Origin of the sequence: Rhodocaloribacter litoris (assembly GCF_011682235.2) — a bacterium.
Classification (GTDB): domain Bacteria; phylum Bacteroidota; class Rhodothermia; order Rhodothermales; family ISCAR-4553; genus Rhodocaloribacter; species Rhodocaloribacter litoris.
The window spans coordinates 3,451,831-3,477,055 of sequence record NZ_CP076718.1 but is presented as its reverse complement, the minus strand read 5'-3'; the positions used below and the strand labels follow the sequence as shown (position 1 = coordinate 3,477,055).

21 protein-coding genes and 1 other RNA gene are annotated in these 25,225 nt (G+C 68.2%); 11 read left to right on the top strand and 11 right to left on the bottom strand.

Annotated features, from left to right (window positions below; translation table 11 throughout):
- Positions 1 to 5 precede the first annotated feature (5 nt).
- The 6 genes from yajC to nuoH form a co-directional block, all read right to left on the bottom strand.
- Entirely contained in the window at positions 6 to 323 is a 318-nt protein-coding gene (gene yajC / locus GQ464_RS14410) for a preprotein translocase subunit YajC (protein WP_166974100.1), read from the bottom strand.
- A gap of 535 nt (positions 324 to 858) precedes the next feature.
- Positions 859 to 958, bottom strand: an RNA gene (ffs, locus tag GQ464_RS14405) — signal recognition particle sRNA small type.
- An 84-nt stretch (positions 959 to 1,042) separates the two neighbouring features.
- A complete protein-coding gene (priA, locus tag GQ464_RS14400) occupies positions 1,043 to 3,526 on the bottom strand; it encodes a replication restart helicase PriA (RefSeq protein ID WP_166974103.1) in 2,484 nt (827 codons plus the stop codon).
- Positions 3,527 to 3,699: 173 nt separating this feature from the next.
- The gene (locus GQ464_RS18940) at positions 3,700 to 4,542 is read right to left on the bottom strand and encodes a M23 family metallopeptidase (RefSeq protein ID WP_166974106.1); all 843 of its coding nucleotides are present in this window, start codon (positions 4,540 to 4,542) and stop codon (positions 3,700 to 3,702) included.
- Positions 4,543 to 4,804: 262 nt separating this feature from the next.
- Positions 4,805 to 5,470 carry a ribulose-phosphate 3-epimerase gene (rpe, locus tag GQ464_RS14390; protein WP_166974109.1) on the bottom strand — a complete coding sequence of 222 codons (666 nt, stop codon included), beginning with the start codon at positions 5,468 to 5,470 and terminating at the stop codon, positions 4,805 to 4,807.
- 40 nt (positions 5,471 to 5,510) lie between these two features.
- The gene (gene nuoH / locus GQ464_RS14385; protein WP_166974112.1) at positions 5,511 to 6,536 is read right to left on the bottom strand and encodes an NADH-quinone oxidoreductase subunit NuoH; all 1,026 of its coding nucleotides are present in this window, start codon (positions 6,534 to 6,536) and stop codon (positions 5,511 to 5,513) included.
- Between the two features lie 324 nt (positions 6,537 to 6,860).
- Here nuoH and GQ464_RS14380 point away from each other — a divergent pair, with 324 nt between their 5' ends.
- Both GQ464_RS14380 and GQ464_RS14375 read left to right on the top strand, forming a co-directional pair.
- Positions 6,861 to 8,261, top strand: a complete 1,401-nt coding sequence (locus GQ464_RS14380; RefSeq protein ID WP_228350318.1) for a beta-propeller fold lactonase family protein — start codon at positions 6,861 to 6,863, stop codon at positions 8,259 to 8,261.
- Positions 8,262 to 8,330: 69 nt separating this feature from the next.
- Entirely contained in the window at positions 8,331 to 10,160 is a 1,830-nt protein-coding gene (locus GQ464_RS14375) for an FG-GAP-like repeat-containing protein (protein ID WP_166974115.1), read from the top strand.
- Between the two features lie 10 nt (positions 10,161 to 10,170).
- Here the strand turns inward: GQ464_RS14375 and glgB are convergent, their stop codons facing one another.
- Both glgB and queE read right to left on the bottom strand, forming a co-directional pair.
- Positions 10,171 to 12,117 (bottom strand): 1,4-alpha-glucan branching protein GlgB, encoded by a 1,947-nt coding sequence (glgB, locus tag GQ464_RS14370; RefSeq protein ID WP_166974118.1) that lies wholly within the window; start codon positions 12,115 to 12,117, stop codon positions 10,171 to 10,173.
- Positions 12,118 to 12,238: 121 nt separating this feature from the next.
- Complete coding sequence (gene queE / locus GQ464_RS14365) at positions 12,239 to 12,880, bottom strand: 7-carboxy-7-deazaguanine synthase (protein ID WP_166974121.1); 642 nt, start codon at positions 12,878 to 12,880, stop codon at positions 12,239 to 12,241.
- 44 nt (positions 12,881 to 12,924) lie between these two features.
- Between queE and GQ464_RS14360 the strand changes: the two genes are divergently transcribed.
- The 4 genes from GQ464_RS14360 (at position 12,925) to GQ464_RS14345 (ending at position 15,687) form a co-directional block, all read left to right on the top strand.
- Positions 12,925 to 13,392 carry a hypothetical protein gene (locus GQ464_RS14360; protein WP_166974124.1) on the top strand — a complete coding sequence of 156 codons (468 nt, stop codon included), beginning with the start codon at positions 12,925 to 12,927 and terminating at the stop codon, positions 13,390 to 13,392.
- A gap of 63 nt (positions 13,393 to 13,455) precedes the next feature.
- Positions 13,456 to 14,484 (top strand): zinc-dependent alcohol dehydrogenase family protein, encoded by a 1,029-nt coding sequence (locus GQ464_RS14355; protein ID WP_166974126.1) that lies wholly within the window; start codon positions 13,456 to 13,458, stop codon positions 14,482 to 14,484.
- Positions 14,485 to 14,613: 129 nt separating this feature from the next.
- A complete protein-coding gene (locus GQ464_RS14350) occupies positions 14,614 to 15,381 on the top strand; it encodes a 3-hydroxyacyl-CoA dehydrogenase (RefSeq protein WP_166974129.1) in 768 nt (255 codons plus the stop codon).
- A gap of 96 nt (positions 15,382 to 15,477) precedes the next feature.
- Positions 15,478 to 15,687 carry a hypothetical protein gene (locus tag GQ464_RS14345; RefSeq protein WP_166974132.1) on the top strand — a complete coding sequence of 70 codons (210 nt, stop codon included), beginning with the start codon at positions 15,478 to 15,480 and terminating at the stop codon, positions 15,685 to 15,687.
- A gap of 145 nt (positions 15,688 to 15,832) precedes the next feature.
- On the opposite strand, the gene GQ464_RS14340 is transcribed toward GQ464_RS14345, so the two are convergent.
- The gene (locus tag GQ464_RS14340) at positions 15,833 to 16,354 is read right to left on the bottom strand and encodes a hypothetical protein (RefSeq protein ID WP_166974135.1); all 522 of its coding nucleotides are present in this window, start codon (positions 16,352 to 16,354) and stop codon (positions 15,833 to 15,835) included.
- A 326-nt stretch (positions 16,355 to 16,680) separates the two neighbouring features.
- Here GQ464_RS14340 and thrS point away from each other — a divergent pair, with 326 nt between their 5' ends.
- From thrS to GQ464_RS14315, 5 genes are all read left to right on the top strand, one after another.
- Complete coding sequence (thrS, locus tag GQ464_RS14335) at positions 16,681 to 18,642, top strand: threonine--tRNA ligase (RefSeq protein WP_166974138.1); 1,962 nt, start codon at positions 16,681 to 16,683, stop codon at positions 18,640 to 18,642.
- Between the two features lie 40 nt (positions 18,643 to 18,682).
- Complete coding sequence (locus GQ464_RS14330; protein WP_228350317.1) at positions 18,683 to 18,814, top strand: ACT domain-containing protein; 132 nt, start codon at positions 18,683 to 18,685, stop codon at positions 18,812 to 18,814.
- A 75-nt stretch (positions 18,815 to 18,889) separates the two neighbouring features.
- Positions 18,890 to 19,747 (top strand): SDR family NAD(P)-dependent oxidoreductase, encoded by an 858-nt coding sequence (locus GQ464_RS14325; protein WP_166974141.1) that lies wholly within the window; start codon positions 18,890 to 18,892, stop codon positions 19,745 to 19,747.
- Entirely contained in the window at positions 19,740 to 20,627 is an 888-nt protein-coding gene (locus GQ464_RS14320; RefSeq protein WP_166974144.1) for a 2-keto-4-pentenoate hydratase, read from the top strand. The genes GQ464_RS14325 and GQ464_RS14320 overlap by 8 nt, the downstream gene beginning before the upstream one ends.
- Positions 20,593 to 21,384 carry a hypothetical protein gene (locus tag GQ464_RS14315; RefSeq protein WP_166974147.1) on the top strand — a complete coding sequence of 264 codons (792 nt, stop codon included), beginning with the start codon at positions 20,593 to 20,595 and terminating at the stop codon, positions 21,382 to 21,384. Before GQ464_RS14320 ends, GQ464_RS14315 begins: the two co-directional genes overlap by 35 nt.
- A gap of 80 nt (positions 21,385 to 21,464) precedes the next feature.
- Here GQ464_RS14315 and GQ464_RS14310 read toward each other — a convergent pair whose 3' ends face one another.
- Both GQ464_RS14310 and GQ464_RS14305 read right to left on the bottom strand, forming a co-directional pair.
- Positions 21,465 to 23,963, bottom strand: a complete 2,499-nt coding sequence (locus tag GQ464_RS14310) for an acyl-CoA dehydrogenase (protein ID WP_166974150.1) — start codon at positions 23,961 to 23,963, stop codon at positions 21,465 to 21,467.
- Positions 23,964 to 24,035: 72 nt separating this feature from the next.
- Complete coding sequence (locus GQ464_RS14305) at positions 24,036 to 25,223, bottom strand: thiolase family protein (RefSeq protein WP_166974153.1); 1,188 nt, start codon at positions 25,221 to 25,223, stop codon at positions 24,036 to 24,038.
- Between the last annotated feature and the right edge of the window lie 2 nt (positions 25,224 to 25,225).

The following is a 25,225-nucleotide window of genomic DNA, read 5'->3' as shown; positions in this document are numbered from 1 at the left end:
ACGGCTCATTCCTTGTCCTTACCGATGACGGTGGCGATGGCGTTCTTCTCGATGCGCAGCTTGGTGTTCGAGTCCACCTGGGCGAGCACACTCGTCTCGTCCACCTGCGTGACGGTGCCGTGCACCCCGCCGATGGTCACGATGCGGTCCCCCTTCTTGACGGCCTCGATCATCTTCTTGCGCTGGTCCTCCTTCTTCTTCTGCGGGCGGATGATGAAGAAGTAGAAGACGATAAAGATGAGAATGAGCGGCAGGAACATCGCCAGCGGGTTGGCCTGCCCGTCGGCAGGGGCCCCCATCAGGAATGTATCGTAAAAGAACATGGACGATACCGGCTTGGTCTCTGAATACGGTTTCGCGGCCCAAGATACGACGCTCCACGAGAAATATTGCAGCGGTCGAAAGCGTTGAGCCGGCCGTCAGGAAAAAACCTGTAGCCGCCCCCTCGGCCACCGGCCTGCGGTACGGGGTCTTCGACTTCGCGCGGGGCCGGCACTTCACGGGCGTGCACCGCCGGGACGGCACAGGCTGAAGCCTGCGGCTATATGCTTGACGGTGCGCCCCGCTGTTTGTGGGGGGCCCCGGCTGATGGGCCGCCATCCCCCTCCCCAACGACAGCCATATAGCGTTGGTCAATGCTATTGAGGGCGTCATGGTGCAGCGCGATGTAGCCGCACCCTTCACGGGTGCGCCCCCTGGGTCACCGAAGCGCCCGGGCTAACGGGACGCGCAACGCGTCCAGATCCGCGGCTACACGTGGGCCGTTTGCCCAGAGCAGCCATGCCCTCAATCATCATGACCTTCGCTATATCATGACCGACGCCCTATCGTTTCGGACCACGGTTGAAGACAAAAAAAGAAGGGCAAGCGATCCGTATCGCGCCGCTGCGACCTCCTACCGCTGCTACCTTCCGGTCCTGACGGGGTTCAGAGGGAGCTGGCCGTACGGGACTTGCCCTTCCGGGCTGCTCAACGGAACGCGCCGGGGGAGGTTCCGTCCGGCCTTTTAAAAATCGTGCGAACCGGCGTGCGCCGGAAGCGGTCAGAACAACCCGACGGCATCGACGTCGATGGCGACGCGGCTGCCCCCGGGCGGCGCGCCGGCCCGTATGCCGGTGTGGCGCAGGACCCGCTGCAGCGTCTCCGTCTTGAAGCCGCGCGGCACCTTGATGATGGTGTGGAAGCGATACTGCCGTTTGACGCGCCCGATGAAGGCCGCCTCGGGACCGAGCACGTCGAGCGCCTCGCCGACCTGGCCGCGCAGCGCGGCCGTCCACCGCCCGGCATACTGCCTCACCTCCGCCTCCTGCGGCCCGCGAAACTCGACGCCGACGATGCGGCCGAACGGGGGATAGCCGAGCAATTCCCGCTCGGGCAGGATCGCGGCGACGAACCCCTCGTAGTCGTGTGCGACGGCGTAGCGCAGCACGGGCCGGTCCGGATTGCGGGTCTGGAGGATGACCTCCCCCCGGAGGCCGGCCCGGCCGGCCCGGCCGGCCACCTGCGTCAGCAGCTGAAACGTGCGCTCCTCGGCCCGGAAATCCGGCAGCAGCATGCCGACGTCGGCATCGACGACCCCGACGAGGGTGACCCGGGGGAAGTCGAGCCCTTTGGCGACCATCTGGGTGCCGAGGAGGACCTCTGCCTTGCCTTTGCGGAAACGTTCGAGCAGTTCGTGGTGGGCGTTCTTGCGGCCGGTGGTGTCGAGGTCCATCCGCAGGATGCGGGCCTCCGGGAAGCAGGCGGCCAGCTCCTCTTCGACGCGTTGCGTCCCGGCGCCGAGACGGGCCAGGTCCTCCGCCTCGCACTTGGGACACCGCGGCGGGAGCCGCCGCGTGCGGCCGCAATAGTGACAGCGGAGGAGCCGCTTGTCCTTGTGGTACGTCATCGAGACGGAGCAGTCCGGGCACATCGGCGCCCACCCGCACGACCGGCACGCGATGACCGGGGCATAGCCGCGGCGGTTCTGCAGGAGGATGACCTGCTCGTTGCGGTCGAGGCGGGTGCGGATGGCCCGGCGCAGCGGCTCGGAGAGCACGCCGTCGAGCCGGTGCTTCTTGTGCTCGAGCGCCAGGTCCACGATGTGGACGACGGGCAGCGGGGCGGCGGCGTGGCCGGGCACCGGCACCCGCTCCGGCATCGAGAGCAGCGTGTACTTGCCCCAGCGTGCGTTCATGTAGCTCTCGACAGCGGGGGTGGCCGAGCCAAGCACACACACGGCGTCGTTCATGTACGCCCGCATCACCGCCACGTCGCGGGCGTGGTAACGCGGGGCGGGATCGAACTGCTTGTAGGAGGGCTCGTGCTCCTCATCGACGACGATGAGCCCCAGGTTGGAGACGGGCGCCAGCACCGCCGAGCGGGGCCCGATGACGATGGAGAACCGTCCCGAGCGCAGGTGCCGCCAGGCATCGTAGCGCTCCCCCGGGCTCATGCGCGAATGCAGGACGGCGATGCGATCCCCGAAGTGGGCGCGAAAGCGCCGGACGGTCTGCGGCGTGAGGGCGATCTCGGGCACGAGGATGATGCCGGTCTTGCCACGGGCCACCACCGCCTTCAGGGCGGCGATGTACACCTCGGTCTTGCCGCTGCCGGTGACGCCGTGCAGCAGGAACGTCTCGAAACGCCCGGCCGCGACGGCCTCGTGGATCCGGTCGAGGGCCGTCTGCTGAGACGGGTGCAGTGTGTAGGCGGGCGGCGGCACCTCCTCCGGCGCAGGCGCGTCGAGGGGCGAGCGGATGACCTCCCGCTCGACGACCTCCAGGATACCTTTCTTGACGAGCCCGTTGAGGGTGGCGGCCGAAGCCCCCGCCCGGGCAAGCACCTCGGCCCTGCGCGGCTCCCGCTTCCCCGCCCGCACCAGCGCCTCCAGCGCCTCCACGACAGCCACCTGCTTCGCCCCCCGGAGCAACGCTCCGAGATCCGCCCGGGCCGCCGGTGTGCGGAAGGCCGGAGCAAAGCGCACATGTTTTTCCCGGCGAACCCGCACCTTCGGCCGGGCCAGCCGGGCCTCGACCCGCACCAGGCCGTCGCGCTCGAGCCGGCGGGCCAGGGCCAGCCTGGCATCCAGACCTGCCTGCCGGAGTGCATCGAGCGAGGCCTCGCCGCCGTGCACCTCGAGATAACGCAGCACGGCCCGGGCCGCCGGGGGTCCCGTCCACCCGTCGCAGGACGCCGCCGTGCGCACCAGCACCCACCGGCTCTCGACCTCGATGCCCGAGGGCAACGCCGCCTTGATCACCTCACCCCACCCGCAGACGTAGTAGTCGGCGATCCAGCGGGTGAGCCGGAGCATCTCCCCGGTGAAGGACGGCGTCTCGTCGAGCACGTCCAGGATCGGCCGGAGGGTGACCCCCTCCACCGCGGGCTCCGCCGCCCCGACGATCATCCCCGTGAGCCGGCGCGGCCCGAACGGTACCAGCACCCGGCACCCGACCCGCGCCTCCTCCTGCAGATCGTCCGGCACCAGATAGGTGTACGTCTGATCGACGGGCAGCGGAACGACGACACGGACGGCAGCAGGCATACGGAACCGGTTCGGGTTGAAGATCGGAAGCTTTTGTCCTACCTGTCTGTCTTTTCGCCCGCACGACCGGGCGGAGGTCCTGGTCGCCCGTGGGACGGCCCGGGGACGGAAGCACGACGACCGGTGAGGCGCCCCCCTGGCGACGGTCACACGGCCGAAGACCCCGGCGGCGTTTAATGCCGGTACGCCTGTCCCTCGGCAAGATAGACGCCCTCGGGGTGACCGTCCACCCGGAAACGCACGGGGAAGGTACGGCGGCGGAAGTTCGGTTCGATCTTGTACACCTCGAAGTGCAGGTGGGGCCCCGTCGAGTAGCCGGTGTTGCCGGAGAGGCCGATCACCTGGCCGCGTCGCACACGCTGGCCGACACGGACGCGCGCCCCCCCGCGCATCAGGTGGACGTAGGCACCGATGGTGCCGTCGTCGTGGCGGATCTTGATGCGGTTGGCCCGGTCGCGGAGCGCTTCGTCGGCGCCGCCTTCCCGGAAGGTGTCCCGCACCTCCACGACGACTCCCTCGCGGGCCGCGAGCACGGGCGTGCCGACGGGCATGATCCAGTCCAGCGCAAAATGCCCCCGGTGGCTGAAGGCGCCGTCGTACCCCTGTCCCACCGTGAAGGCATGGCCGGGCGGATACGGGAGTGCATAGACGTAGGCGTCGTCGTGCCGGGCCTCGAGGCTGCCGTGGATCCAGTCCATGTCGAACCGGTAGCTCCACCCGGCCGTCTCGTCCTCCAGCCACAGCCGCATCACGCGTGTGGTGGCCTCGCCCGGATAGGTGGCCGTGTACGGCAGGGCGATCTCCGGCCGCAGGTTTTCCAGGGTCATCGCGAACCGGACCGTCACCTCGCCCGGCTGCCGGTTCTCGACGAAGATGTCCACATAGCGCTCGTGGCGCTCCGCGAAGACGCAGAACACCCCTTCGTAACAATCCTTCTGCGCCATCACCCCGGCGGGCACGGCCGGCATCAGCACGAGCACGACCCCCATCGCCCGCACGCCGCTCATCCACTTCATGGCTATCGACGAAATCCCCGCTAGATCAATCGCGCGCTGCCGATCCGGAACGGACCCTCGCAGCGTATGAAATCATCCGACATCCCATTTGTTGCGAAGGTTTTTCGTTGCTCTTAGGATACAGCGCGGACCGGCACCCTTAGATACCGTTACGGCGAAAAGGTTGTGCCTGCTCCGCGGACCCGACCGTAACGCCGACCGGCAGGGCTGGAACGCGTGGCGCGTCCGAGGTGCTACCGCCCGGCTACGCCCGGAGCCGGATTCAGGCACGCAGGGACAGAGCCCGGCGAAAGGCGGCGACGTTGCCGGCCACATCGCCGCGGAAGACGGCGCTGCCGGCGACGATTACGCCGGCCCCGGCTTCGACGACCTCGCGCACGTTGTCCGGCTTGATCCCGCCGTCCACTTCGAGGTGGGCGTCCGAGCCGATCGCACGGAGCATCCGTCGCAGGCGACGGATTTTGTCCGTGCTGGCGGGGATGTAGTCCTGCCCGCCGAAGCCGGGATTGACGGACATGACGAGCACCAGGTCCACCTCGGGCAGGATCTCTTCGAGCATCCCGAGCGGGGTGGCCGGATTGAGCGTCACGCCGGCCTTCATGCCGTGCTCTTTGATCCGCTGCACGGTGCGGTGGAGGTGCGTGCAGGCCTCGACGTGGACGGTCAGCAGGTCGGCCCCGGCCCGGGCGAAGGCCTCGACGTACCGGTCGGGCCGTTCGATCATCAGATGAACGTCCAGCAGGGCGCCGGTCTCGTCGGCCAGCGGGCGCAGGGCACGGACCACGAGCGGCCCGACGGTGATGTTGGGCACGAAATGCCCATCCATCACATCCACGTGCAGCCAGTCGGCGCCGGCTTCGAGGGCCTCACGGCAATGGGCCTCGAGCCGGGCAAAGTCGGCCGAAAGGATCGAGGGGGCGAGGATCATGGGGCGGCGGTTCGGGCCGGCCGTCGCCGTGCCGGAACCTTCAGCGCAGCAGGGCGACACCGAGTGCGACGACGATGGTGTTCACCAGCGCGATGGGCAGCAGGTACTTCCACCCGAGCGTCATGAGCTGGTTGTACTTGAAGCGCGGTAGCGTCCAGCGTACCCAGATGAAGACGAAGGCAAAGAAGCCGGCCTTCAGCAGCAGCGAACCGAACTGGAGCAGGCCGAGCAACACGCTGCCTTCGAGCGACGGAAACGCCTTCAGCAACAGCGGCTCGAACGGCACCAGGTAGCCACCGAAGAAGAGCGTCGCGATCAGAAACGAGGCCAGGAACAGGTTGACGTACTCGGCCAGGAAGAACATGCCGAACTTGATGCCGCTGTACTCGGTGTGATAACCGCCGACGAGCTCCTGCTCGGCTTCGGGCAGGTCGAACGGTGCCCGGTTGGTTTCGGCAAAAGCCGTGATGATGAACAGCAGCGCACCGACCGGGTTGCGGAAGACGTTCCATCCCAGGATGGCCCAGCCGCCGCTCTGATCCTCGACGATGGCCGTCAGGTTGAGCGAGCCCGCAATCAGCACCACCGAGACGACGGCCAGCCCCATCGACAGCTCGTAGGAGATCATCTGGGCCGAGGAGCGCAGCCCTCCCAGCAGCGAGTACTTGCTGTTGGAGCTCCAGCCGGCCAGCGTCACGCCATAGACGCTGATCGAGGTCAGCGCCAGCACCACCAGCACGCCCACATCCACGTCGGCGATGACCACCCCGCGCGCGAACGGAATCACAGCCGGCACCGTCATGGCGATGAGCACCATCAACCAGGGCGCCAGCGTGTGCACGAACGGGCTCGCCGAACGCGGAACGATGTTCTCCTTGAAGACGAGCTTCACCACGTCGGCGAAGGGCTGCAGGAAGCCGGCCGGACCGACCCGGTTCGGACCCGGACGGTTCTGGATGTACCCGGACACCTTCCGCTCGGCATAGACCAGCACCGAGGCGGAAACCAGAAAGAAGTTGATGATGCCGAACGCAATCAGCGCAATCCAGTACAGCGGCAAATCCATCGCGGATACCTGATCGGAGGGTAAGGAGCACCGGCCGGGGTACCCGGAGCAACCCGGATCCGGAGATCGGCCGGGAGGGCCGTCGCATGCCCGCCCAATCTAGTTTGCCGGCCGGTGCCATGCAACTTCGGACGATGTACGTCGTTGACCGGAAACGCCCGGGCAGGCCGTTTTAAGCAAGAGTTCATCAACCCCGGCGGCACATTCACGGCGACTTCCCGCCGGCCCCGTTACCTTGCGAACCGGGCGTACTGGTCGCCTCCGGCGGCCCGCTTCCGGGCTCCCTGACCGGCGAATCCCAACCGTCTCATCCCTGAACATGCCATGCGTACCGCCCTTGCTTCCGGCATCCTGCTGTTGCTCCTCACCCTGACGGCCGGCTGCACCGCCACCCGCTCGCAGGCCTCGATGCCTCCTCCCGTCGATGACACGACCCGCGGCGTCTTCTCCGAACGCATCCTGCCCCTGCTCCAGCAAAAGTTCGCCCCCCTGCTCCGGCACGAGACCGGCCTGCGGCTCGACTCCTGGGAAAGCCTCCTCGCCGGCTCGGACCACGGCGCCGTCGTCATCCCCTTCGATCCGGAGAACAGCCTGCTCATCCGGCTGGCGACACGGCTCCCGGCCGGCCACCCGCTCCGTCCCTACGCCGATGCCATCACCGCCGGGGAGCTGGAGACGATGCGCCGCTGGATCGCCGACGGCGCCCGCAACGACGACGGCGCCATCCCCTTTGCCGACGCCACCCACCGGCTCTACGTCGCCAGCCAGGACGGCGCCCGCGTCTGGATCCTCGACATGGACCACCAGGTGGTCATCCGCACGGTCGACCTCCAGGCCCTGGGCTTCTCCGCCACGGCCAAGCCCCACCACGTGGCCGTCGAGCCGGACGGCAGCCACTGGTATGTCTCCCTCATCTCCGACAACAAGGTGCTCAAGTTCGACCGGGACAACCGGCTCGTCGGCCAGGTGGACTTCGAGCGGCCCGGTATGCTGGCGCTGGACCCGAACCGGGATTCGCTCTACGTGGGCCGCTCCATGGCGGCCGTCAACCCGCCGCAGCGCATCGGCATCATCACGCGTAGCACGATGGAGCTCGAGGAGGTCGGCGTCTTCTTCCCGCGACCGCATGCCCTCGTCGTCGACAGCCGTCGCAACGTCGTCTACAGCGCCAGCCTGGCCGAGAACAGCATCGCCGTCGTCGACATGACGACGGGCGACGTGGAGCTGCACCGCCTCGACGGCCCGGTGCACACGCTCGTGCAGTTCGCCCTCTCGCCCGACGGCAACACGCTCGTCGTGGGGGGCGAGATGACAGGCAAGCTGCTGCTCTTCGACGCCTCGAACCCGCCGGAACTGCCGCTTCTGGCCACCCTCGACGTGCCCCACGGCCCCTGGCATCCCGTCTTCTCGCCGGACGGCCGCTTCGCCTACTTCGGCAACAAGATGCACAACAGCGTCACCGTGGTCGACGTCCCCGCGCGCGAGGTGGTCACCGTCATCGAGGGCACCGGCCTCTCGGAACCGCACGGCGCCGCTCTCTCGCCCGACGGCCGCTACCTCTTCGTCTCGAACAACAACCTGAAGGGAGCCTACACGCCCCGCTACCCGTTCGTGGACACCCCGCCACCCGGCACCGTCGTCGTCATCGACACGGCCACCCACGAGATCGTGAAAGTCATGGAGATCGGCCCCTACGGTTCCGGCATGGGCACGGCCGCACGTTAAATCCCCCGACGTCCAACGCGCAACGTTCAACGCGCAACGTTCAACGCGTAACGCGCAACGCCCGCAAGCATGACCAAGCGTCTCCTGCCGATCCTGCCGGTGCTTTTGCTGGGCGCGGGCTGTGCCCCCCGGGCCGCCCGGCCGCCCGCCCCCGACACGGAAGCGCCGGCCTACGAGCGAGCCGTCTATCCGTTCGAGGTCCTCGACGCCGACGGGGTGCCGTACGACCACCCCTTCCTCGGCGGCTTCAACGTGCCCCGGCCCCAGCTCGTCGACATCGACGCCGACGGCGACTTCGACCTCTTCGTGCAGGAGGTGACCGGCAAGGTGATGTTCTTCGAAAACACCGGCACCCCCGCACAACCCCGCTTCGTCTGGCGCACCGACCGCTACCAGAACCTGGACGTGGGCGAATGGTACCGCTTCTTCGATCTCGACGGCGACGGCGACCTCGACCTGCTCGCCGAACAGCGCTTCAGTTACATCCGCTACTTCCGCAACGACGGCACCCCGCAGCGGCCCGCCTTCGTCCCCGCCGAAGACTCGCTCCGCGATGCCGCCGGGCGACCCATCTTCTCAGACCGGCAGAACATCCCGAACCTCACCGACATCGACTGCAACGGCCGGCTCGACCTGTTCATCGGCAAGCTCGACGGAACGGTGATGCGCTACGAAGCCACCCACACCGACGAAGGCGGCATCCCCCGCTTCGCCCTCGTCACCGACCGGTTCGAGGACATCGAGATCGTGGCCCAGCTCCAGGGCAGCCTCCACGGGGCCAACACCCTCGCCCTGGTCGACATCGACGACGACGGCGACCAGGACTTCTTCTGGGGCGACTTCTTCGAGCCGGGGCTGCTCTTCATCCAGAACACCGGCACGTGCGCCCGGCCCTCGCTCCGGGGCCAACCGGTACCCTTCCCCCCCAATGACCCCTTCTCGTCGAGCGGCTACAACGCCCCCGCCTTCGCCGACCTCGACGCCGACGGCGACCTCGACCTCCTCGTCGGCGTGCTCGGCGGCGCCTTCAACCCCATCCGAACCGCGGCCGCCAACCTCTACTTCTTCGAAAACCGGGGCAACGGCCACTTCACCCTGCAAACGGAGCGCTTCCTCTACACCCTCGACGCCGGCAGCGAAAGCATCCCCGCCTTCGCCGACCTCGACGCCGACGGCGACCTCGACCTGCTGCTCGCAAACAAGATCGCTCCGGGAGGCTTCGACTCCGCCGAAATGTATTTCTTCGAAAACACGGGGACCCCGCAGGCACCGGCCTTCCGGCAACGCGGCACGCTCCCGCTGCACACCGCCTACCACTACGCCCCGGCCCTGGGCGACCTCGACGGCGACGGCGACCTCGACCTCCTCGTCGGCACCTGGACCCGCGGAAAAGTCGCCTTCTACCGCAACGACGGCACCCCGCAGCAACCCGACTTCGTCCTCGTCTCCGACGAATACCTGCGCCTCACGCGCGGCAGCAACGCCACCCCCGCCCTCGCCGACCTCGACGCCGACGGCGACCTCGACCTCCTCGTCGGCGAGTTCTCGGGGACGATCAACTTCTACCGCAACGACGGCACCCCGCAGCAACCCGACTTCGTCCTCGTCTCCGACGAATACCTGGGCATCGACGTGGGCCAGCGAAGCTTCCCCGTCCTCCACGACCTCGACGGCGACGGCGACCTCGACCTGATCATCGGTTCCGAGGCCGAGGGGCTCGTCGTCTATCGCAACGACGGCTCGCCACATGCGCCGGCCTTCGTCCGGGACGAGACGCCGTTTCCGTTCGAGGTGCCCTTCCTGGCAACCCCTGCCTTCGTCGACCTCGACGGGGACGGCGATGCGGACTTCGTCTCCGGCGGGGCGGGCGGCGGGCTGATCTACTACCGGCGACGCTGAACACCGGCCCTCACGTGCCCGGCTTCCGGGCGCCGGCAGGTTTCTTTGCAGCCGAACGCCGGGATCGTCTCGCCTTCTCCGGCGGCGCTTCGAAAGCAAAGACCATCGCCCCCAGCGGGGGCAGGGTGAAGGCGGCGGACTGCTCGCGCCCGTGCATCGGCTCGGGCTCGGTCGCCACGCGCTCGACGAGGCCAACCCCGCTGCCGCCGTAGGGGGTGGCGTCGCTGTTGAGCAGTTGCCGCCAGGTGCCGGCCCGGGAGAGGCCGATACGATAGTGCTCCCGGGGCACCGGCGTGAAGTTGAGCACGAACAGCAGCGTCTGGTCGCCGCCCCGGCGTTCATAGGCAAAGACGCTCTGCTGGTAATCGTCCAGCACGGCCCACTCGAAGCCGCCGGGCTGGTCGTTCCACAGGGCCGGGTGGTTGCGATAGAGGTGAAAGAGATCCGTCACCCAGCGGAAGACGCCGGCATGCAGCGGGTCGTCGAGCAGGTGCCAGTCGAGCTCGGCGTCGTGGTTCCACTCCCGTTCCTGCCCGAACTCCCCGCCCATGAACAGTAGCTTCTTGCCGGGATGGCCCACCATGTGCGCGTAGAGCAGCCGCAGGCCGGCCGCCTTCTGCCAGGCATCGCCCGGCATCTTGCCCCAGAGCGACCCCTTGCCGTGCACCACCTCGTCATGCGAGAGCGGCAGGATGTAGTGCTCCGAATAGGCGTAGACCATCGAGAAGGTGAACTGGTGGTGGTGGTACTTGCGGTGGATCGGATCCCGGCGCATGTACTCGAGCACGTCGTGCATCCACCCCATATTCCACTTGTAGAGAAAGCCGAGCCCGCCCTCCCAGGTAGGATGGGACACCTTCGGCCAGGCCGTCGATTCCTCGGCGACCATCATCACTTCGGGGAAGCGGGCATAGGCGGCCTCGTTGACGGTCTTGAGCAGGCTGATGGCCTCCAGGTTCTCACGCCCACCGTACCGGTTGGGTCGCCATTCGCTGCGCGAGTAGTCGCGGTAGAGCATCGAGGCCACGGCGTCGAAGCGGAGGCCGTCGGCGTGGTAGCGGTCGAGCCAGAAGAGGGCGTTGGAGACGAGGAAGTTGCGGACGCCGGGTTTGTTGTAGTCGAAGACGTAGGTGCCCCAGTCCGGGTGATAGCGCATGAGGGGGTCGTCGTACTCATAGAGGGTGGAGCCGTCGAAGAAGACGAGACCCTGGGGATCGGTGGCGAAGTGGGCCGGCACCCAGTCGATGAGGACGCCGATGCCGCGCTGGTGCAGGTAGTCGATCAGGTACATCAGGTCCTGGGGCGTGCCGTAGCGGTAGGTGGGCGCATAGTAGCCCACGACCTGGTACCCCCACGAGGCGTAGTAAGGATGCTCCATCACCGGCAGCAGCTCGACGTGCGTGAAGCCGAGCCGCTCGACGTGGTCGGCCAGCGGTTCGGCGATCTCACGGTAGGAGAGCGAGTAGCCGTCCGCCCGTTTGCGCCACGAGCCCAGGTGGACTTCGTAGGCCGCCACGGGCTGTTCGAGGGAAGCAGGGCCTCTCCGGCGGTGCATCCAGTCGTCGTCACCCCACGGGTAATGCAGATCGGTGACGATGGCCGAGAGGCCGGCCACGGGATTGCCCTCGGGCACCGGCGCCTCGATGCGAAAGGCATAGGGATCGGTCTTGTCGGCGTGATAATACCCGCGCTGGATGCGGTACTTGTAGTGGTGGCCCGGGCGTGCCCCTTCGACGTAGCCCTCCCAGAGGCCGGCCCACCCGCCGACCTTGTGCAACGGGTTGGCCCCGGGGTTCCACCCGTTGAAGTCGCCGATGACGGCGACGTAGTCCGCGTGTGGCGCCCAGACGGCAAACCACACGCCGTGCTCGTCCGGGTGCGCCCCCAGACGGTGATAGCTGTCGAAGTGCTCGCCGGCGAGCCAGCGGTCGAAGTCGTCCTGCGTGAACCAGCCCATACGGATCGCTCGGATTGCCCATTGCGGATCGAGGCGTCGGACGTAGCCACGTTTGACGCCCCGGGCAAAGTAGGGGCAAAAGAGGGGCAGGAGCAAGCCCGGCGGCCGGTTTCGCGGCACGTCAGGGGATGGCCAGCAGCTTGTGTGTCTGCAGGCTGAGCCGCCAGGGCGGGTGTTCGAGGCAATACTGCAGGGCGCGGCGGGTGTTCTCCGCCACGTCCGGCCCATCCATGGGCTGGAGGAAGAAGTGCTTGAAGGCGAGGTGACGAAAGCGCTCGGGCGGAGCGCCGGGCTGGGGATAAACCAGTTTCAGCTCGTCGCCGCGGGTGAGGACCAGGTCGGCGCCGGCTTTGGGACTGACGCAGATCCAGTCGAGGCCGGGCGGGGCGGGGCGCGTTCCGTTCGTCTCGACGGCCACTTCGAAGCCCTCGGCGTGGAGAGCCGCCACGAGCGGCGCGTCGAGCTGGAGCAGGGGCTCGCCACCGGTGCAGACGACGTAGGGGCGGTCGTGCCCGTCGCGAGGACCGGGCCAGCACGCCGCCACGGCGCGGGCCAGCGCCTGCGGCGTCCGGTACTTGCCGCCCCCCGGCCCGTCGGTGCCCACGAAGTCCGTGTCACAGAACCGGCAGACGGCCGTGGCGCGGTCCGCCTCCCGCCCCGTCCACAGGTTGCACCCCGCAAAGCGGAGAAAGACGGCCGGACGCCCCGTCTGCGCCCCTTCTCCCTGCAGCGTGTAGTATATTTCCTTGACCGAGTAGCTCATCCCGCCATGCCTCCTGCCCGGCATAAACGCCACATCCTCCGTCTATGCTCCATGCCCGCCCCCTCGGCCCGTTCTCGTGGAACTACCGGATCTTCGACGACGAGACGCCCGTAGCCGTCACCGAGCGCTCCTGGTTCCGCGAAGCCGGGCACCTCCTCCTCGAAGAAGCCGCCTACACGGTGACCCGGGAAAAACTCCTCGGCGGGCGTTTCCTCCTCGCGTGTGACGACAGGGTGGTGGCTTCCGCCGAGAAGCCCAGCGCTTTCCGCCGCCGTTTCGAGATCGACTTTGCGGGCGAGCGGTACGTGCTCCGGCCCGCTTCATGGGCAAGCCGGCGGTATGTGCTCTGCCAAAACGACCGGCCCGTGGGATCCATCCGCCCGGCCCGTCCCTTCTCGCGCCGCGCCCTGGCCGACCTGCCGGAGACGCTGCCCCTGGCCTTCCGCGTTTTCGTCCTCTGGCTCGTCCTGCTCATGTGGAAACGCGCGGCCGACCAGGCCGGAGGGGCGTAGCGGAGCGGCGAAGCCCCCTGACCCGACCCGTCGTACAACCTGTAAGCCCAGTAATGTGGACCTATGAAAGCGATGCTACTCGACCGGATCACGCGGCTGCCGGACGATCCGGAGCCGCTCCGACCGGCCGAACTGCCCGTTCCCGATCCCGGCGAGGGCGAGGTACTGATCCGCGTCTCGGCGTGCGGGGTCTGCCACACCGAACTCGACGAGATCGAAGGACGGACGCCCCCGCCGAAACTGCCGGTCGTGCCGGGGCATCAGGTCGTCGGCCGCGTGGTGGCGTGCGGTCCGGGCGTAAGCGACGTGCACGAAGGTGACCGGGTGGGAGTGGCCTGGATCTACGCGGCCTGCGGCACCTGTCCCTTCTGCCGGTCCGGCCAGGAAAACCTGTGCCCGGCTTTCCGCGCCACCGGCCGCGACGTGCACGGCGGCTATGCCGAGTACATGAAAGCGCCGGCGGCGTTCGTCCATCCGATCCCGGATGCCTTCACCGACGCCGAGGCCGCGCCGCACCTGTGCGCCGGCGCCATCGGCTACCGTTCGCTCCGCCTCACCGGGGTGCAGGACGGGCAGGCGCTCGGCCTGACCGGCTTCGGCGGATCGGGCCATCTGGTGCTGAAGATGGTGCGACACCGCTTCCCGAACACCCGTGTCCACGTCTTCGCCCGCAGCCCCACCGAACGCGCTTTCGCCCGCGAGCTCGGCGCCGTCTGGGCCGGAGATACGGCCGACGAAGCCCCCGAACCGCTCGACGCCGTCATCGACACCACCCCGGCCTGGAAGCCCGTCGTCGAAGCCCTGAAGAACCTCAAGCCGGGCGGGCGCCTGGTCGTCAACGCCATCCGCAAGGAAGACACAGACCGCAAGGAGCTCCTGCGCCTCGACTATGCGAAACACCTGTGGATGGAGCGCGAGATCAAGAGCGTGGCCAACGTCACCCGCCGCGACGTGCGCGAGTTCCTGGCCCTGGCCGCTGGCGTGCCCCTCCGGCCGGACGTGCAAACCTACCCGCTCGAAGCAGCCAACCGGGCCCTGCTCGAGTTGAAGACGCAGAAGATCCGCGGTGCCAAGGTGCTGGTCGTCTCCTGAGGGGACGGCACGCGCCGGGCCCGGTGGCAAAAGCCGTTTTCGCCGCGCCTTCACACCGGGGCGTCGTACCTTCACCGGCACGCGCGGAAAAGCGCTTTTTCCCTTTCGAACCCAACGTGAGGGCCTGTCATGCAGATACCCGGGCATACCTTCCTCGTGACCGGCGGCGGCTCCGGCCTCGGGGCCGCCACCGCGGAACAGCTCATCGAAGCCGGGGCCAACGTCGTCATCGCCGAGGTGAACGCGGCGGCGGGGACGGAACGCGCCACCGCGCTGGGCGAACGCGCCCACTTCGTCGAAACGGACGTGACCGAAGAGGACAGCGTCCGGGCGGCCCTCGACGCCGCCCGCGAACGTTTCGGCGCCCTTCACGGCGTGGTCAACTGCGCCGGCATCGTCCTCGCCCGGCGAACCCTGGGCAAAGACGGCCCACACGACCTCGAAAGCTTCGCCCGCGTCGTCCGGATCAACCTCCTCGGCACGTTCAATGTGATCCGGCTGGCCGCCGTCGTCATGGCCGAGAACACCCCGAGCGAAGAGGGCGAGCGGGGCGTGGTCGTCAACACGGCCTCGGTGGCCGCCTTCGACGGTCAGATCGGGCAGGTGGCCTACGCGGCCTCGAAGGGGGGCGTCGTCGGGATGACGTTGCCGCTGGCCCGCGACCTGGCCCGGCACGGAATCCGGGTCATGACCATCGCGCCGGGCGTCTTCGAAACCCCGATGGTGGCCGGCATGCCGGAAGAGGTCAAGGCTTCCCTCAGCCAGCAGGTCCCCTTTCCGCCGCGCCTGGGCCGCCCGGCCGAGTATGCTTTCCTCGTCCGGCACATCATCGAGAACGTGATGCTCAACGGCGAGGTCATCCGCCTCGACGGCGCCATCCGCATGGCCCCCCGATGAGCCGCAGGCGCTTTTCGACCGGCAAGCTGAAAGCAGGGTGGGCGTCCGTCCGAACCTCCTTACACCATTTCGACGAACCTCTCCTTCACGCCTGCCATGCTGTACGAAGTTCACATACCGCAGAAACAACTGGTGCTCCCGATCACGAATCCCTGGGTGGCTCTGAGTGCCGCGCTCTGCCGGCTCAAGCTCGACAAGCGCACCGACATGCGCTCGCGCCGCACCCTGCTCGAAGAGTTGCGCGACCGCGGGTCGGTGGCTCTGAGCAACGACCTGGAGACGGTCGAGATCGTCCGCTGTGATTGAAGCGGTGCGGTACTTTGCCGGGGTGCACTCGCCTTGGAGTCATCACCCCCGATGTGCCATGCCACCACGACCCCGGCTTCCACAACGAAGCGTGCTGCCCGCCCGAGCGGACGGCACGCTCTTTTTTTGCGCCACCAGCCCCGGCTCAATCCACCGAGAAGCGGGGCAGCACGAGCGCCAGGCTGAAGACGAGCAGAGCCAGCGCGAAAAAGAGGCTGCCGACGGCCTGGGCATAGGGAAGCAGGCCCAGTTCACCCAACAGGTAGGCCCAGTCGTGCACGGCGCGGTCGCCACCGAGCAGGGGGAGTTGCCGCACCTGCGCGTCGGCCGCATAGACACTGACGTTGAGCAGGTTGTGCCCCAGCCAGACCAGCATGGCCTGCACCCCGAACCGGTATGCCTGGCGCCGGAAGTTCCACACCAGGAAGAGCGGCAGCAGCACCTGCATCAGCGTCCCCCCGGCGATGCGGAGAAACGGGCCGAAGGGGGCAAAGAACACGTGACCGGCCTCGTGGAAGATGAGGGCCACAGTGTCCATGAATGTGTAGGTGCCGTAGGAGAGGACGAAATAGAGGCACCACGGTGCCAGAAAGAGGGTGCCTACCCACGGCTTGAGGTGCGGGGCATAGCGCAGGTGCAGCGAACGCAGGCTTCCGGTTGTCTCCACGCGGATCTTGCTCGGGTTGAATGGCCTTTTCGTTGTGATCGTCCGTCGCGGCGTTTCGTTTAAGCGAACCCGGGAATACCTCGTTTTTTTGCAGTTTCACCTTCAGGACGGGTGTAAATTGCCGGTGACGGTGTGCGCCCGGATGAAACCCGCCCGTGAACCCTGCGTGTCATCCGCTGCCGCCCTCCGACAACGACCATGAACCGGACGACCGACACGACGACACAGCCCCGCTGAGCCGCGTGCGGAGGCGAAAGAACGCCCCGTCGCCGGCACGATGGGGCGTTTTTTTGTGCGTCGTCACCAACCGCAAGCCCACCCCGAACATGCCCGACACCATCCGACTCACGTTTCCCGACGGATCCACCCGTGAATACCCCCGGGGCGTCACCGGCCGCGAGGTGGCCGAGAGCATTTCGCCGGGACTGGCCCGCGCCGCCCTGTCCATCGGCGTCGACGGGGAGGTGCGCGACCTGAGCCGTCCCATCGAGGAGGACGCACACGTCCGGATCTACACCTGGAACGACCCCGAGGGCAAAGCCACCTACTGGCACTCGACGGCCCACCTGATGGCCGAGGCCCTCGAAGCCCTCTATCCCGGCGTCAAGTTCGGCATCGGCCCGCCCATCGAACACGGCTTCTACTACGACGTCGACCTCGGCGGGCGCAAGATCGGCCCGGAGGACCTCGAACGCATCGAGGAAAAGATGGTGGAGCTGGCCCGGCGCGACGTGCCCTACGAACGGCGACCCGTCTCGAAAGCAGAAGCCCTGGCCTACTACCGGAAAAAGGGAGACGAGTACAAGCTCGAGCTGATCGAGGAGCTGGAGGACGGCACCATCACCTTCTACACCCAGGGCAACTTCACCGACCTCTGCCGGGGCCCGCACGTCCCCTCGACCGGCGTCATCAAGTACCCCAAGCTGCTCAACATCGCCGGGGCGTACTGGCGCGGGGACGAGAAACGCCCGCAGCTGACACGCATCTACGGCATCAGCTTCCCGAAGAAGAAGGAACTGGACGAGTACCTGGAGCGGCTCGAGCTGGCCCGGCAACGCGACCATCGAAAGCTGGGCCGGGAGCTGGAGCTGTTCACCTTCAACCCGAAGGTGGGGCCGGGCCTGCCGCTGTGGCTCCCGCGCGGCGCCACGCTGCGCGATACGCTGGCCGAGTTCCTCAAGCGCGAACAGCTCCGGCGCGGCTACGAGCCGGTCGTGACCCCGCACATCGGTCGCCTGGAGCTGTATCGCACCAGCGGGCACTACCCGTACTACAAGGAGAGCCAGTTCCCCCCCATGCTCGAGGATGCGGAGCGGGAAGAGGGCTACCTCCTCAAGCCGATGAACTGCCCGCACCACGTCATGATCTATGCGGACCGGCCGCATTCGTACCGCGAGCTGCCCATCCGGTACGCCGAGTTCGGCACGGTCTACCGCTACGAACAGTCCGGCGAGCTGGGTGGGCTGACCCGCGTGCGCGGCTTCACGCAGGACGACGCCCACATCTTCTGCACCCCCGAACAGGTCAAGGACGAGTTCAAGAACGTCATCGACCTGACGCTGTTCGTCTTCGGCGCCCTGGGGTTCGACGACTTCAAGGCGCAGATCTCCCTGCGCGATCCCGCCAACCAAGAAAAGTACATCGGCGACCCGGCCGCCTGGGACCGCGCCGAGCAGGCCATCCGCGAGGCGGCGGCCGAGATGGGCCTCGACGCCGTGGAGGTGCCCGGCGAGGCCGCCTTCTACGGCCCCAAGCTCGATTTCATGGTGAAGGACGCCCTGGGCCGCGAATGGCAGCTCGGCACCGTCCAGCTCGACTACAACCTCCCCGAGCGGTTCGACCTCTGGTACGTGGGCGAGGACAACCAGAAACACCGCCCGGTGATGATCCACCGCGCACCCTTCGGCTCGCTCGAACGCTTCATCGGCGTGCTGATCGAGCACACCGGCGGCAACTTCCCGACGTGGCTGGCCCCGGTGCAGGTGGCCGTGCTGCCCGTCGGCCAGGACTTCGAAGCCTACGCCGAAAAGGTGGGCGAGGCGCTGCGCCAGGCCGGCCTCCGCGTCGAGGTGGACCGGCGCAACGAGAAGGTGGGCTACAAGATCCGCAGCGCCGAGGTGCAGAAGATCCCGTACATGCTCATCGTCGGCGCGCGCGAGGAAGAACAGGGCACCGTCTCCGTCCGCCGCCACGGCGAGGGGGACCGGGGCAGCATGTCGCTGGCCGACTTCACGGCGCATATCCTGAAGGAGATCGACACGGCGATGCAGCCGGCCGTGACGGCCTGAGCGCGACCACACCGGCACGCTCGACTTCGACCTGACGGGCGTGCTGGCCGACGCCGGCATCCCGGTGTTTGCGCTCTCCACGTCCGACACCGACTACGTGCTCGTCCGCACCCGCCACGTCACGGAGGCGGTCCGGGCGCTCCGGGCGGTGGTTTTTTCGGTCAAAGCCTGAGGAATCCCCGCAACCTCGGCCGTCGCACCGGGGTAACAGGTCCGTGTGCTTCGTTCACCCATCCCCTTTTCCGACATGGCTCATGACGCCCGAACCGCCCTCATCACCGGAGCCTCCAGTGGTATCGGCGCGGGGTTTGCCCGTCGCCTGGCCGAACGCGGCTACAACCTGATCCTGGTGGCCCGCCGGGCCGATCGCCTGGCCGAGCTGGCGGAAGAATTGCAGACCCGCCACGGCATCGAGGCGGAAGGGCTCCCGGCCGACCTGGCCACCGACGAGGGCATCCGCCGCGTCGAGGCCCGCATCGTGGACTGCGACACGCTGGACCTGCTCGTCAACAACGCCGGCTTCGGCACCACGGGACGTTTTGCCGAGATCGACCTGGCGCCGCAACTGGCCATGATCCACGTGCACGTGATCGCGCCGGTGCGCCTGATCCGGGCCGCCCTGCCGGGTATGATGGCCCGCGGCGCCGGCGGCATCATCAACGTCTCGTCGGTGTCCGCCTTCTGGCCCAATGCCGGCAGTGCCACCTACAGCGCCACCAAAGCCTATCTGAATGCCTTCTCCGAAGCCCTGGCACACGAGCTGCGCGGCACCGGCGTGACCGTGCAGGCCCTCTGCCCTGGCTTCACCCGGACCGAGTTTCATGACACGGAGACGTTCACGGGCTTCGACCGCAGCCTGATCCCGGACTTCCTCTGGCTGACGACCCACGAGGTCGTTCAGGCCTCGCTGGAAGCGCTGGAACGCGGGCGGATCATCGTCATTCCCCGCCTGATCTACCGGGTGCTGGCCAGCCTGGGTCGCTCGGCACTCGGGGCCTACCTGCGGCGCCACCTCGGCACCGAGTGGCGTTCCCTCCTCGCTCGAAAAAGGGTCGTCCATGTCGAAGATCCCGACCCCAGCTCGGCAGCAGAGACAAATGCCTGAACCCCGGGCCGTCCGGCTGCTGATGGGCCTTCTGGCCGTCCTCCTGCTCGGCTGCGGCAAGCACGAAAACGCCGGCTCGTCCTACGCGCCCCTGCAGGCCCTGGCACGCCAGATGGCCGCAGACTACCTGGCCCGGCAGTTGCTTTCCCCACCTCCCGACACGCTCACGATGCAGGGCGCGAAAGCCCTGCAGACCGCCTTCGTGGCAGCCCTCGCCCCCGCCCTGGGCCCGCCGGTCGGCTACAAGGCCGGCCTGACGACCCCCACCACCCAGGCCCGCTTCGGCGCCACGGAGCCCATCCGGGGCGTGCTGCTCCGGGACATGCTCCGGCCTTCCGGGGACACCGTCGCCACCCTGTTCGGTACCCGGCCGGTCTTCGAGGGCGACCTGGTCGTGCGCGTCGGGGACGAGGCCATCAACACGGCGACAACGGACACCGCCCTGCTCGCCGCACTCGACGCCGCGATCCCGTTCATCGAGCTGCCCGACCTGCTGTACGACCCGGCCTACCTGCTCGACGCCCGTGCCCTCACGGCCGCCAACGCCGGCGCCCGCCTCGGCATCCTCGGCCCCCCGATCCCCCTGCCCGCATCCGGCGACGCCTACGAGCGCCTGGCCGCACTCCGCGTCATGCTGCTGGACACGGCCGGCACCGTCGTGGCCGAAGGCGAAGGCACCTACCTGCTCGACCACCCCCTCCACGTCGTCCGCTGGCTCCGCGACACCCTGCACGCCGACGGTATCCGGTTAAAAAAAGGTGATCTGCTCTCACTCGGGAGCCTGACCCCCCTCCTGCCCGTTCAACCCGGGCAAACCATCACGGCACGTTATGTGGGGCTGGCCGATGAACCCGTCGACGTCACCGTCACCTTCGAATGACAGGCCCCGCACCCTCCGTGCCCGGCCCTCCGTACCGTCCGGAGAGGAGGTACTGGCAGCCCTGGCCGAACACCTCCACCCCCGCCCCCGAACCCGGCTCTTCCCCCGTGCCTTCTTCGTCGCTCGTTCGGGTGTACTGACCCTGGCCTTCTCGGGCTTTCCGGCTTCGATCCTGGCCCTCAAGCGGGACCTCGAACGGGCTTTTCCCGACCTCTACCCCGAGGAACCGGGCAGCCGCTGGCCCAAGGTGACCCTGGCCGCCCGGCACCAGGACCGGCTCCTCACACCCGACCACGTCGACGTGCTCTACCGGCTCTGCCGGCCCTGGAACGCCCGGCTGGAGCAAGAGGCCATCGCACCGCTACCCGTCGAGGTCCTCTCGGTCGTAGCCTACGACTGCCGGAGCCTGGAACGCCGCCGGCAGACCTACCGCTTCCCCCTCGAAGGCGGTGTACCGGACCCCGGCGACGTGCCCCCGCCCGAACATCGGAGGTACGTCGAGCGCGTCCTCGCCCAGTTCACGCCGGAACACCTGGAACGGTACCTCCCGGCCTTGCTCACAGAAACCTGTGACGCCTCCCACTACCGCCGGACACGGCCGGGAACCACCCTCGTCTGCGACCTGCCCGCCGGCCGTCTCCCCTTCCTCGACGCCTTCCTCGACGACGTGGAGCATCATCTCCCCGGCCTGTACGAGCGCTTTGCCCCGGAGAGCCGGCACGTCACGATCCGCCATCTGGCACCGCTGCGGCTTTGAGACCGTTCCCTGCCGGGGCCGCCGTGCCGGTGCCGTGATCACGCGTATGCGACACGCGCCCGGCGCCCGGGAACAGCGCATCACCGGGTCGAGGCCGGCGAGCGAACCGCTCCGTCGCCGCCCTCCTTCACCGCTTCGAACGGAATGGCCGTCTGCAGGTATTCGTCCAGCGTGAAGGCATCGACCTGGATGGCGTCGTTCCGGGCCGCCTCGGCCTGCTCGAGCAGGGCGGCCTCGTCCGGCGTGAGGAGACCCTTCTCCAGCGCGCGTTTCACCAGCTCCGCCGGCGCGGCCTTCGGGAGCTGCCGGGCCTTGACGGCGTCGCGCAGCTTGCGCTCGACGTCCTGCGCCTGCGCGGCCAGGCGGAAGGCCCGTTCCAGCCGTCCCAGCGCCTCGTCCGGGTCGTCCGGCACGTAGGCGCCCTGCGCCATGCGCTCGCGCTGCGGGCCGGGCGTCTGCATGAGCCGGGCCACCTCGTGCCCGAGCCGGTCGCTCGGCCCGCGCGAGATCGGGTTCAGGCGCGACCACAGCGCCATCGGCCCGCGCACGAACCACGTCAGCCCGGGCACCCGGAGGTTGGCATAGAGCCCGTCGAAGGCGTCCTGGATCTGCTTGAGCGCGTACTGCATCGCCCAGTGGAAGTACGGCAGGTCCTCCTTCGGCCGCCCTTCGGCCTCGAAGCGGCGGATCGTCGCCGCGGCCAGGTACATCCACGAGAAAATGTCGGCAAAACGGCCGGTGAGCTTCTCCTTGCGCTTGAGATCGCCGCCGAGCGTGCCCATGGCGACGTCGGCCAGGAAGGCGAACGAGGCCGAGGCCCAGGCCAGCTTGCGCACGTACCGCGCCGACGGGCCACCGACGGGCGAGCCGGCCAGGTAGCCGCGCGTCAGGCTCAGCAGAAACGCCCGCACCTTGTTCCGCCCCACGTGACCGATGTGGCGCCAGAAGGCCCGGTCGAACGCTTTCGCGTCGTCATCGAGCAGCGCCTTGATCTCCGCGTAGGCATACGGATGGCACCGGATGGCGCCCTGCCCGAAGATCATCAGCGTGCGCGTGAGGATGTTGGCCCCCTCGACGGTGATGGCCACCGGCTGGTTGATGTAGCCGTGCGCCAGCAGGTTGCGCGGCCCGCGCGAGATGGCGTTGCCGGCCAGGATGTCCATCCCATCGTTGATGATCTTGCGCGCCAGTTCGGTGGTGTTGTACTTCATGATGGCCGTGACGACGGCCGGCTTCGAGCCCCGGTCGAGCGCTCCGCAGGTGTACGTGCGCGCCGCCTCGATCAGGTAGTTCCACCCGCCGATACGGGCCAGCGGCTCCTCGATCCCCTCGAACTTGCCGATGGGGAGCCCGAACTGCCGGCGCACGGCCGCATGGGCCGAGGCGACGCGGAAGACGTGCTTGGCGCCGCCCGCCGAGGTGGCCGGCAGCGAGATGCCGCGCCCGGCCGCCAGCGACTCCATGAGCATCCGCCAGCCCTGCCCCGCCCCCTCGGCCCCGCCGATGATGGCGTCGATGGGAACCACCACGTCGTGCCCTTCGAGCGGGCTGTTGTAGAACGGGACCCCCATCGGATCGTGCCGGTAGCCCTGCACCACCCCCGGCGTGTCGGCCGGGATGAGCGCACAGGTGATGCCCAGGTCCGTGCCTTTGCCCAGCAGGTTGTCCGGGTCACGCAGCTTGAAGGCCAGCCCGATGAGCGTGGCGACCGCCCCGAGCGTGATGTACCGTTTCTTCCAGTTGAGCCGCAGGTAGAGCCGGCCGTCCTCGCCCCGGAACACCTCGCCGTGCGACGAGATGGCCCCGGCGTCGGACCCGGCCTCCGGCTCCGTCAGGGCGAAGCAGGGGATCTCCTCGCCCGTGGCCAGGCGCGGCAGGTAATAGTCGCGCTGGGCCTGCGTGCCGTAGTGGATGAGCAGTTCCGCCGGACCGAGCGAGTTGGGCACCATCACGGTCACCGAGAGCGGCCCCGAGCGCGTCGCCAGCTTCTGCACGACGGCGCTGTTGAGCAGGGCCGAAAACCCCAGCCCGCCGTACTCCTTCGGCACGATCATCCCGAAGAAGCGATGCTCCTTGATGAAACGCCACACCTCGGGCGGCAGGTCGCGGTGCTGCCAGACCGTCCAGTCGTCACACATCCGGCAGAGTTCCTCTACCGGGCCGTCGAGAAAGGCCTGTTCTTCCTCGGTCAGGCCGGGGTAGGGTTCATTCAGGATGCGCTTGAAATCGGGCTTGCCGGAGAACAACTCGCCCTCGACCCACACCGTCCCCGCCTCGATGGCCGTCTGCTCCGTCTCGGAGATGGACGGGAGGAAGTTGAGCGCCTTCATCAGCTGCATGATCGGGCGCGTGAGGAGCACCCGCCGCACGGCCGCCACGTTGAAGACGACCGCCACCAGGCCGAAGACGACCCACAGCCACAGCGGCGCGCCGAAGCCGTAGAGTAGCGCCGCCGCCGCGAGCGTCCACAGCCACAGCGGCGCCCCGGTGTAGCCGAGCACGAGCGCCACGACGACGATGCCGGCCACCACCCAGGCCACCGGCATCCCGGCCAGGAAATCATAAAAAGGCAGGTTCATGACAACACCTCCTTGTCTCATGAGCGCGGCAGGCAGGAAGCGCACGGGCGCGTGCCCGGACGTCCCCGTGCCTCACCGCATCAGGTTCTCGATGACGGCCGCCGCCCCCATCCCCCCGCCGATGCACATCGTCACGATGCCGTAGCGGGTGCCGCGCCGCTTCATCTCGTGCAGGAGCGTGGCCGTGAGCTTGGCCCCGGTGCAGCCGAGCGGGTGCCCGAGCGCGATGGCCCCCCCGTTGACGTTGACGATCTCCTCGTCCAGCCCGGCCTCTTTGATGACCGCCAGCACCTGCGCCGCGAAGGCCTCGTTCAGTTCGATGAGACCGATGTCCGCGAGCGAAAGGCCCGTCAGCCGCAGCACCTTCGCGATGGCGTCCACGGGGCCGATGCCCATCAGTTCGGGCGCCACGCCGGCCACGGCGAAGCCCAGCACCCGCCCCATCGGGTCCACGCCCAGCTCCCGCATCGTCTCGCCGCTCATGACCACCGCCGCCGCCGCGCCGTCCGACATCTGCGAGGCGTTGCCGGCCGTGACGGTGCCCCCGGCGCGGAAGACCGGCTTCAGCCGCGCCAGCGCCTCCAGGCTCGTATCGGCCCGCGGCCCCTCATCCACCGTGAACACCGTCTCGACGGCCTGCGTGGCGCCGCCGGCATAGACCACATCGTGCACCGGCAGCGGCACGATCTCCTCGTCGAAGCGCCCGGCCTCGATGGCCGCGATGGCCCGCTCGTGGGAGCGGAGGGCGAAGCGGTCCTGCTCCTCCCGCGTGATGCCGTACTTCTCGGCCACGTTCTCGGCTGTATTGCCCATGTTGATGTAGGCGTCGATGTCGCGGGCGACGAGGTCCGGGTCCGGCTGGAAGTAGAAGCCGGTCATGGGCACCAGGCTCATCGACTCGGACCCGCCCGCCACGATCACGTCGGCCTGGCCGGTCATGATCGCCTGTGTGGCCATCACGATGGTCTGGAGCCCTGAGGAACAGAACCGGTTGATGGTGGCCCCCGGCACGGCGTCGGGCAAGCCGGCCTTCTGCGCGATGAGGCGGCCCATGTTCATCCCCTGGGCCCCCTCCGGCATGGCACACCCGATGAGGACGTCGTCCACCATCTCGGGCGCCAGCCCCTTCACCCGTTCGAGGGCACCCCGGACGGCCACCGCGCCCATCTCCTCCGGGCGCATGTTGCGGAGCGTGCCTTTTTTGGCCTTTCCCACGGCCGTCCGCACGCTGCTGACGATGTATGCTTCTTTTGCCTGCATGG

What these genes read in the sequence shown, in the direction of transcription:
- yajC (WP_166974100.1), bottom strand. Translation starts at nt 323, where the DNA reads ATGTTCTTTTACGATACATTCCTGATGGGGGCCCCTGCCGACGGGCAG.
- priA (WP_166974103.1), bottom strand. Translation starts at nt 3,526, where the DNA reads ATGCCTGCTGCCGTCCGTGTCGTCGTTCCGCTGCCCGTCGATCAGACG.
- GQ464_RS18940 (WP_166974106.1), bottom strand. Translation starts at nt 4,542, where the DNA reads ATGAAGTGGATGAGCGGCGTGCGGGCGATGGGGGTCGTGCTCGTGCTG.
- rpe (WP_166974109.1), bottom strand. Translation starts at nt 5,470, where the DNA reads ATGATCCTCGCCCCCTCGATCCTTTCGGCCGACTTTGCCCGGCTCGAG.
- nuoH (WP_166974112.1), bottom strand. Translation starts at nt 6,536, where the DNA reads ATGGATTTGCCGCTGTACTGGATTGCGCTGATTGCGTTCGGCATCATC.
- GQ464_RS14380 (WP_228350318.1), top strand. Translation starts at nt 6,861, where the DNA reads ATGCGTACCGCCCTTGCTTCCGGCATCCTGCTGTTGCTCCTCACCCTG.
- GQ464_RS14375 (WP_166974115.1), top strand. Translation starts at nt 8,331, where the DNA reads ATGACCAAGCGTCTCCTGCCGATCCTGCCGGTGCTTTTGCTGGGCGCG.
- glgB (WP_166974118.1), bottom strand. Translation starts at nt 12,117, where the DNA reads ATGGGCTGGTTCACGCAGGACGACTTCGACCGCTGGCTCGCCGGCGAG.
- queE (WP_166974121.1), bottom strand. Translation starts at nt 12,880, where the DNA reads ATGAGCTACTCGGTCAAGGAAATATACTACACGCTGCAGGGAGAAGGG.
- GQ464_RS14360 (WP_166974124.1), top strand. Translation starts at nt 12,925, where the DNA reads ATGCTCCATGCCCGCCCCCTCGGCCCGTTCTCGTGGAACTACCGGATC.
- GQ464_RS14355 (WP_166974126.1), top strand. Translation starts at nt 13,456, where the DNA reads ATGAAAGCGATGCTACTCGACCGGATCACGCGGCTGCCGGACGATCCG.
- GQ464_RS14350 (WP_166974129.1), top strand. Translation starts at nt 14,614, where the DNA reads ATGCAGATACCCGGGCATACCTTCCTCGTGACCGGCGGCGGCTCCGGC.
- GQ464_RS14345 (WP_166974132.1), top strand. Translation starts at nt 15,478, where the DNA reads ATGCTGTACGAAGTTCACATACCGCAGAAACAACTGGTGCTCCCGATC.
- thrS (WP_166974138.1), top strand. Translation starts at nt 16,681, where the DNA reads ATGCCCGACACCATCCGACTCACGTTTCCCGACGGATCCACCCGTGAA.
- GQ464_RS14325 (WP_166974141.1), top strand. Translation starts at nt 18,890, where the DNA reads ATGGCTCATGACGCCCGAACCGCCCTCATCACCGGAGCCTCCAGTGGT.
- GQ464_RS14320 (WP_166974144.1), top strand. Translation starts at nt 19,740, where the DNA reads ATGCCTGAACCCCGGGCCGTCCGGCTGCTGATGGGCCTTCTGGCCGTC.
- GQ464_RS14315 (WP_166974147.1), top strand. Translation starts at nt 20,593, where the DNA reads ATGAACCCGTCGACGTCACCGTCACCTTCGAATGACAGGCCCCGCACC.
- GQ464_RS14310 (WP_166974150.1), bottom strand. Translation starts at nt 23,963, where the DNA reads ATGAACCTGCCTTTTTATGATTTCCTGGCCGGGATGCCGGTGGCCTGG.
- GQ464_RS14305 (WP_166974153.1), bottom strand. Translation starts at nt 25,223, where the DNA reads ATGCAGGCAAAAGAAGCATACATCGTCAGCAGCGTGCGGACGGCCGTG.